This window comes from Mesorhizobium sp. WSM4822 (assembly GCF_055811155.1).
Genome location: NZ_JBVVQM010000045.1, coordinates 1 through 7,784 on the forward strand (window position 1 = coordinate 1; position 7,784 = coordinate 7,784).

General features: G+C 58.9%; 3 protein-coding genes and 3 pseudogenes. 1 reads left to right on the plus strand and 5 read right to left on the minus strand.

Annotation, left to right across the window (positions count from 1 at the left end; all coding sequences use genetic code 11):
• Nucleotides 1-211: 211 nt before the first annotated feature.
• Nucleotides 212-782: pseudogene (locus AC0L3E_RS34200) on the minus strand (type IV secretory system conjugative DNA transfer family protein); the annotation flags it as partial.
• A 1,838-nt stretch (nucleotides 783-2,620) separates the two neighbouring features.
• Between AC0L3E_RS34200 and AC0L3E_RS34205 the strand changes: the two are divergent.
• Nucleotides 2,621-2,854, plus strand: a pseudogene (locus AC0L3E_RS34205) (transposase); the annotation flags it as partial.
• Between the two features lie 24 nt (nucleotides 2,855-2,878).
• Here the strand turns inward: AC0L3E_RS34205 and AC0L3E_RS34210 are convergent.
• The 4 genes and pseudogenes from AC0L3E_RS34210 to AC0L3E_RS34225 all read right to left on the minus strand — a co-directional run.
• Nucleotides 2,879-3,313 (minus strand): annotated as a pseudogene (locus AC0L3E_RS34210) (aminotransferase class I/II-fold pyridoxal phosphate-dependent enzyme); the annotation flags it as partial.
• Nucleotides 3,314-3,379: 66 nt separating this feature from the next.
• A complete protein-coding gene (locus tag AC0L3E_RS34215; RefSeq protein ID WP_473606857.1) occupies nucleotides 3,380-4,339 on the minus strand; it encodes an aminotransferase class IV in 960 nt (319 codons plus the stop codon).
• A gap of 330 nt (nucleotides 4,340-4,669) precedes the next feature.
• The gene (locus AC0L3E_RS34220) at nucleotides 4,670-5,125 is read right to left on the minus strand and encodes an Lrp/AsnC family transcriptional regulator (RefSeq protein ID WP_473606858.1); all 456 of its coding nucleotides are present in this window, start codon (nucleotides 5,123-5,125) and stop codon (nucleotides 4,670-4,672) included.
• A gap of 2,231 nt (nucleotides 5,126-7,356) precedes the next feature.
• Nucleotides 7,357-7,784 (minus strand): S8 family serine peptidase (locus AC0L3E_RS34225; protein ID WP_473606860.1); only part of this gene is annotated, 428 nt, incomplete at its 5' end.

Here is a 7,784-nt window from a genome sequence, read left to right on the forward strand (position 1 = left end):
TCAACCCCTGTTCCAGTCGCAGAACCTCCTCTGGACTGGTTGGCGACTCATCAGCTTGATCGAACAGCCTCCGGGCCTCGGCAAGGTGCTGCTCATCGCCCACTTGCCGGGCCTGGCCCGCTTGCCCCTCTTCCAAGTCGGCGTCCTGCACCTGCGACGAAGCTGTTACTCGGGATGGATTACTATTTCGCGGGTCCACACTAGCCTCACATCAAACTGCATCGTCAAAGTCCTGCGCTAATCCACGCAGCGGCTCATTGAGTTGAGGTTCTGCCGAAAGCCCCTCGTCTGCTTTCATCAAGGGCGCCGGCTCCGGGAGGGCGCCTGTCTGGTTTTCAAAGATGCGTTTCAGAATGCGATCCGAAAAATATCGCACCTTCCTCAATTGCAGTGGTGGCAGACCTTTGATGAGAACAATCTCGTACTCGTCATTGAGTAGCCGCACCTGTTCTGGACGCAACAGCGGTGCACCTTGATCGAATTCTGGATGTTCCAATCGAACGTTCGCGCCTGGCTGTAGAAATCGATTAGGCTTGACACGTTGTATTCACCGATAGCTTTGGAAATGTAGTTTGGAGTCTCGTCATCGGCAGTGGCCACGAACACTTGCAGGCCAGTATTGCTGAGAAAATTCTGCTTGCCAGCCTCGCCATGCCCCCCCCGTCAGAGCCGAAAGGCTTTGGATGATGGAGCATGAAGCGACCCTTGTAGTCCGCGATGGTCGTAATTGCGGTCTCGATCGCCTCCAGCTTACCCAAGTGCTTGAATTCATCGAGCACAAAGAAGTGCAACGTCCTGAACTGCACGTCGCGTTTGCCTTTCGGCGGATTTGAAGCTCCCAAGATCACGTGCTGTATCGCGCGGGTTAGCGATTACCAACCGTTCTGCAACATTGGTTCAGTGGCCCGTCTGGAAGGTCAAGGTGGTTACGGCGTTCCTCGGCCCTCCTCCCGTCGCGGCTGCACGTGTCAGTTTGCTATCGCGATCCATTGCTCGGCTTCCAGAGTCGTTTCTCTACCCCAGAGGTTACCACCGAAGATTGATTTGCTACACCAATATGGTGTTACACTTGTAGTCTCGCAGAGGCTTCTCCCAGCTCTCTGGGTCACGTCGAGAGCCATAACCGGATCAGATTTTCCGGGCGGAGGGGGTTTGCGGCGAGCGCGTTCGTGATTCACTATTTGCGGACGCTACCACCGACTGATTCGCTTGAAGGCCTGTCGCTTGCTCAGCTCCGCGGGCCGTTTGCTGCGCTGATCGGCTTAGTGCGCGGTTTTCGAGGCCGGGTCGAGAGCCTTGAGATCGAGAACCAGGTGCTGCGCGCCGAGATCCAGACCCCAAGATCGCCCTCCGGACAAGCCGACCAAGCCGTCGGAATGGGCAACGCAGCCGGCATCTGGCAAGGGGAAGCGACCCCGTCGCGGCGCAAAGCGCGACGGCGGTCGCGTGAGCCACGAGGTGACGGTTGCGGAGAGCGCTCCTGCGGGCTCACGCTTCAAGGGGTACAAGACGATCCTGGTGCGCGATCTGGTTCTGTCGGCCGGGGTGATGCGCTATCGCTGGGAGTGCTGGGTGACACCAAGCGGCGAGAGGCTCGTGGCGCCGCTGCAGGCGGGGGTTGTTGGCGGCCTGGGGCGCGAACCTGCGCCTCTTCATCCTGGCCTGTCATTTTCAGCGGCAGGTGACCCTTGACAACGGCCTCCTGTTCCCGCGACGACTGCGCAGGAACCGCAGCGAACGCATCTGGGCGCCGCCACAGCACGGCCGCATCCTCCAGGTCCTGCATAACCGAGATATGCCGGCGCCTTTTTCTACGGTCGAACGCTTGGTCGGCCCCGGCCGGGCGGCGGCGTCTCGCAGATCAAGGTGAATAATATGGCCGAGTGGCGGTTAGTCCTGCCGACCTGCATCCGGGTTATATCGACTGGGAGCACTTCAAGGCCAACCAGGAGCGTGTCGCCACCAACGAACAAGCTTATGGGATGCAGCGCCGCGCCGGGACAGTCCGCGAAGGATCCGCCTGCTCCAGGGCAGAGTTCTCGGCAGCCTTTGCAGCGGGCAAACATGGGCGTCCATTACAACGGCCCTCCGCCGAGGGCACGTCGGCGAGTCGGAAGCCGAAAGAGTCGCGGCTCCCCTCACCCGTTCGGCCGTTCCGTCGTACCAGGCGAGCGTCTCGCAGCGCGAAAGCTGCTCAGGCGACCCTTGGCGATTTTGGCCGGATCGACGTCGTCCTGGGGCAGGAAAGCAGGCAAATGACTGGCAAAAAGCGTCCGCCGCAGCCCGGCGTCGATCACTAGAACCTGGCGCGGGCGCGGCGGAACTGCAGGGCGGCGGCCATTCCGGAATAGCTGCCGCAGGTCTCCTGAATCGAAGCCTCTATCCGATCGACGAACGCCTCAAGTGGGCAGCAAGAGCGGCCGGGACTAGGTGTATTCGGTATCCTAATCATCGCACAGCGTGTTTAGCTTGGGGTCGCGCAGAAGGTGAATGGCGTCAGCGCGGTGAGGTGGACCGCGACGCTAAGCTAAAAACGTGTTGGACTAAGCGACGGGACGGCTCACTGGTATGGGCGTTCAATTGATCTGGCGCCTTAATGGCAAGCAAGAGGTCGGAAACACTGGCCCCCTGGATCGACGATGCAATCGACTCCGACATCATTCCGATCATGCGATTCGCCCGTGTTTTGCGCAGAGACATCGATGCCGTCAACAACGCCATCGAGCTGTCCTGGAGCAACGGACAGGCCGAAGGTCAGATCAACCGCCTCAAGACCCTCAAGCGCGCAATGTACGGCAGGGCAGGCCCCGAACTGCTGAGAGCACGAATGCTGCCACCGCGCCACACAAATTGAGGAAGAACCCAGTTAACTGCCAAGCGACAGCCGCACACCGTCGATGATCGAGGCGTGGTTCAGCGCATCGGAAATGATCGCATCGTCCTCCCCCAGCAACGTCTCGAACAAGCCGCCATTGGCGTCAAAGCAGGAGCCATAGAGGATGGTGTCCTCCAGGCCGAGGAAGGATGAAATCGTCGCCTCGAGCTGCTTGTGCTCCTCCTGCGTGCCGCAGATGAAGCGCACCGACGCCATGCCGTAGCCGTAGCGGTCGAGTGCCTGGCTGGCCGCCGTGCGCAGGTCGGCGCTATCGGCAAGGCCGAGATAGTTGTTGGCGCAGAAATTAAGCACCTTCTGCCCGCCGACCTCGATCTCGGACGACTGGGTCGAAGTGATCACCCGTTCGGATTTGTAGAGGCCGGCCGCTTTCAGCCCGGCGAGTTCGATCGAGAGATGAGAAATGAAAGCGTCGGTCATCGGCAGACTCACGGCAGCGCAGCCCTCCCCGCACCGGGGAGGACCTATCGGCAATATATTGCGGTACTATGCGTAATTTACCGCGGTCGACCATGCGGGATCAGCATGCTTCTCCCAATACAGGTCTGCCAGCTGGCGTGTTAGAGCGCCAACCTTGCCGTCGCCTACAACGGTTTCGTCAATCTTGGACACGGGCATGATCCCGCCCGCTGTAGACGTGATGAAAACCTCATCGGAGCCCTTCAGCTCGTCGCGATCAATGTCGCCGGCGCTGACGGATAGGCTCAGTTCGTCGCATAGATCAAATACGGTCTGGCGGGTAATGCCGGCAAGGACGCCATAAGCCGGTGTCTTCAAGCGGCCGTCCTTCACGGTGAAAACGTTGAAGCCTGGCCCCTCGGCAATGTTGTCGTTGATGTCGACGAGCAATGCGGTTTCGGCACCGAAGTCGTACGCATCGAACAGGCCGTTCACCAAATCGAGCCAGTGATAGTTCTTGATGGTCGGATCGATCGACTTGGGCGGGATCCGGACGGTGTTGCTGATGGCGACATGCAGGCCGCGCTGCAGCTGCTCCTCGTTGGCAACCGACCCGAAAGGCACCGCGAATGCGATGAACCTGTTCTCCGACTGGCGCGGGTCACGGCTAAAGGTGGGCGAGCCGCCTCGCGTGCAGATCATTTCCACATACGCCGACTTGTGCTCGGATAGCGCCACACAGGTCGACAGGATCTTTTCGATCTCACTGCGGTTGTAGGGAAGCTTCATACGGAGCTTTTCCATCCCGCGGAAGAACCGGTCCAGGTGCAGGTCCAGCCTGAAGAACCTCCCATCCCACACATGGACGGTATCGTAGGTGGCATCGGAATGCAGAAAGCCCCAGTCCAGAACGGAGACCTTGGCTTCGGACATCGGCAGGTACTGACCATCCATGAAGGCTACGCCATGGGGATACTGCCGTTGATCCCGGTGGCGTTGCTCTATGGCTGGGAGAGCTGTTGCAGGTTCGGCTGCAGCAAGTGTCATTCCTGAGTCCTCCAAATCTTGCAACCAGGCGCTCCGCACGCCCGGCTACGATTTGCCGCTGCGGAACCGCCCAGCGGCTCCACAGCTCAGCAATCCAAATGTTGGCGCACCTCGGATCGCCAGCACGCTGCGCGTGCCAGACGTCGTCAGCGCGATCGATTACCGCTTGAGCGGGGCCATAACCCCTTTTGTGGCCGGCCGCCGGTCGCCCGGTGTTCCAATTAAATCGCAGACTTCGATGCCATGATTGCGATCAAAGTGGCGCCCCGGCCGCAATGCACGCTTCAAAAACGGGATGGAAGTGGCGGAAACGTTCAGCCTTAAAAGGGCCTACACTAGCGACCGGGGCTCAAACTTCACGCGGTCCAGCGCAATCATGCTCTTGAACTTGCGGATATTAGGATTTGTGTAGAGTTTGGTCTTTACAAAAACGTCAAAGGCCTCAACGTCCTCTACTGCTACAATAAGAACGAAGTCAGCATCACCTGTCACCATATAGCATTGAGTGACTTCTTTCGCCGCCCTCATTGCTCGCTTGAAGTCGTCGACAAGGTCTAAACGCTCGCGATCGAGCTCCACTGTGACGACCACGGTCAGCGACTTACCGACCGCCTTGGGGTCGACTAGGGAGATGTCTGCGGTGATAACCCCGTCGCCGCGTAACTTATTGACACGGCGCATGCATGAGGCAGCAGACGAACCCACGAGGTCCGCAAGCTCGGAGAACGATAGCCTGTTGTTCTTTTGAAGGGCGCCGAGTATCCGCCGGTCAAGATCATCCATCATACCTACACCCTAGATACGAAACCACAATGTGGCATTAGCGATCCGAAACGCTCGTTGCAAGATCGGACGCTGAATGAAACGCTAGCCGATATAAAAGGTGCCATTATTGCAATCGTCGAGGATTAGGCGACCGTTTCTTTTCACCTAAGCGCGAGTTTTGCCCGAACTATTCCAAACGTTTACAATAAATTCTGCACTGATGGCGAAGCACATGGCCCTCCGACGGCCCGCCAGACGTCTATGAACGGAGTCAGCATGCATTCTGTCGCGACGTTTCATGCCTTGGCCTAGGAGGTCACCGCCTGGCGGAGGCATCTTCATCAAAACCCCGAGCTCGACTTTGCCGTGCATGAGACGGACCCATGCGATGGCATCGAGCCACCGGTTCTTCGGGCAAAATCCACGTACCTATCGGAGGCAAACTGCTTTGTCAGTGCAGTAGCGACTGATGCAGTCTCGTGGGTCGCCAGCCCAGCGACCGAGGCGATCTGCAGCGACCGGACGAGCCGCCCGAGATCTTGCCCACTTAGGCCGGGGCCGTCGGTCCGGAGGAGTTCGTCTGGAAGGATAGTAGCCGCCCGCCCTGATAGGGTCACCTCCCGGTCTAGCAGAGTGAAAGTGACGAAGTCCTCGTGATAAAGCATATGCCACGTTAAGAAGACGTCGCTCAGTCCGCAACAGGTCATGGCCGCCCGCGGGAAGTCTGCGTCGCGCCTGCTCCACATAAAATGAGTGCTCTGATCCGTGATTGCCGAAACTCCTCCCGCATCTGGAAGATCGTATAAGTCATGTCGTCACCGAGCCAGCAACATGATCGTATGCAATCGAGAACCCGCCCCTCTACGGTGTCTCCCTCCCGGAAGTTCTCGTGAAACCACCGGGCGACGTGGGGATTACCGCCGACTACCCTGACGGCACCGGTCCGGTTTGCCGACCTGTTGATCTTGGAGATCACGGGCTCGGCACCGTTGCTGAAACGGATACGGACGGGATCGCCTTCTTTGCCCAGGTGTCGGCTGGCTTCCACGCCGGGGTTGAGGAAGCCCTTCCGGTAGTAAGTCGGCCTTAGCTGGATGGTAAAAGGCACCGGGGCAGGGACGATGCCTTCGGCTCCGTCCGGATATCGACGGCGGGAGGGGCGACGGCTTTGTCGGTCTCGGTTTCCTCGGCCTCCTCGCACTCCGCTTCTTCCGAAATGGGTTGGCCCTTTCTCGCGGCCATTCCATGGCGGGTCGAATTCCCGGATCAGGCTGTCTTCGAGGCCAGCGGCCAGGTTGATCTCGCCAGCGCAGTCGCGGCCTCACTTGCTCTTGGAGCGTCGCTGGAAGCGAGCGTGCGCCAAGCCAAGCAACATGTTTTCGATGCGCTTGCCGGATCGAAGGACTTCGGGCCGAAAAGCTGATCGTGCCGAATCCAACGCTCCGATCAAGTCTGGGAGGCGATCCTGGTCTAGTCCCAGACATGACGCCCTATCCGAGCGGTGACTTGCGAAAAGCTCCCCTATTCCCGGCGTCGTAAGAGTGCTGGTCTGTAGGTCCACAGCTGTGCAGGCGGAACGTTGCGAACGACGAAATCATGGTGAGACACTTTATCGGTCCGGCGTTTTGATCACTGGTGACAACGGACCGTTAGGTGATTTGCATCACGGGTCTTCCAGCAAGGATGCGGGCCAGCAAATCCTCGAGCAAGGCTCTGCGCTGCTCCGTCTGAAAGCTCAGTATTGCCTATGACACAGTCGAACTGCTCCGCCCTGCTCCGCCAAGACCCCACTCAGCGCGAACGCATCGCCCAATCGAAAATTCACGCCCGGAAAACCTCGCGACAGGCGCCGATAGAATCTTGGAATATTCGACTGACACCAGCTGCTGCGGCTTGATGCCTCTTTCCAGGGATGTCACATTCGAGTTCGGGCGCTCTCGCCGTTCGAGCACCAGGCTGGGAAGACCATGACGCAGAGGTGACGCCGGCGCTCCGCTCTTCCTTGGTCAGAACTGGCCCTGCAGGAGAAGAAGGTGATGCGGCTGTGATTGAGCGGAAGGACATTGCTCTGCCTTCATACATGAGATGGGAAAGCGCTATTCGGCCTTGTTTACCGGCAACGGACTTCGATAAAAACGCAGTGGCTCTTGTTTATGATTGGATCGGTCAACGGCACAGCTGCTGAATTCTGGGAGGCGATTTGTGTGGCTCTCAACGCCTCACAGAATCAGTTGCTCGATCGAAGTGCTCGTCTACCTGATCGAAACGGGTGCCAGCGCCCTCGAAAGGCTGGCTTCGCCGCGGCCGTAAGTCGCCGGATTGTAGTTGACGAGCGTATCGGTCCTGGCTGTATCCAGCAGCTGATTAGTAATCTGTTTCGGAGTTGCGGACGTGAACTTGCTACCAAGGATGGCGGCATAGCCTGCAACCACAGGTGCCGCATGAGACGTGCCGTATAGGCCAGTCTTGTCACCCTCGACACCCACGGTCAGGAAGTGGTTCCGCACCTCGGGGTTTGAGCCGGGATAATTCGAGTATCGGGCCAGCCGCGTCTTGTTCGCGGGAGTGCCATTATGGTCGAGCGCACCCACGAAGATTGCCGTTGGCGCCCCGATCAGCCCGAGGGTTAGCCCATCGAAATCCCCTTCGTGCGGCCTACCTACCTCGTTGCTGCGGTTGT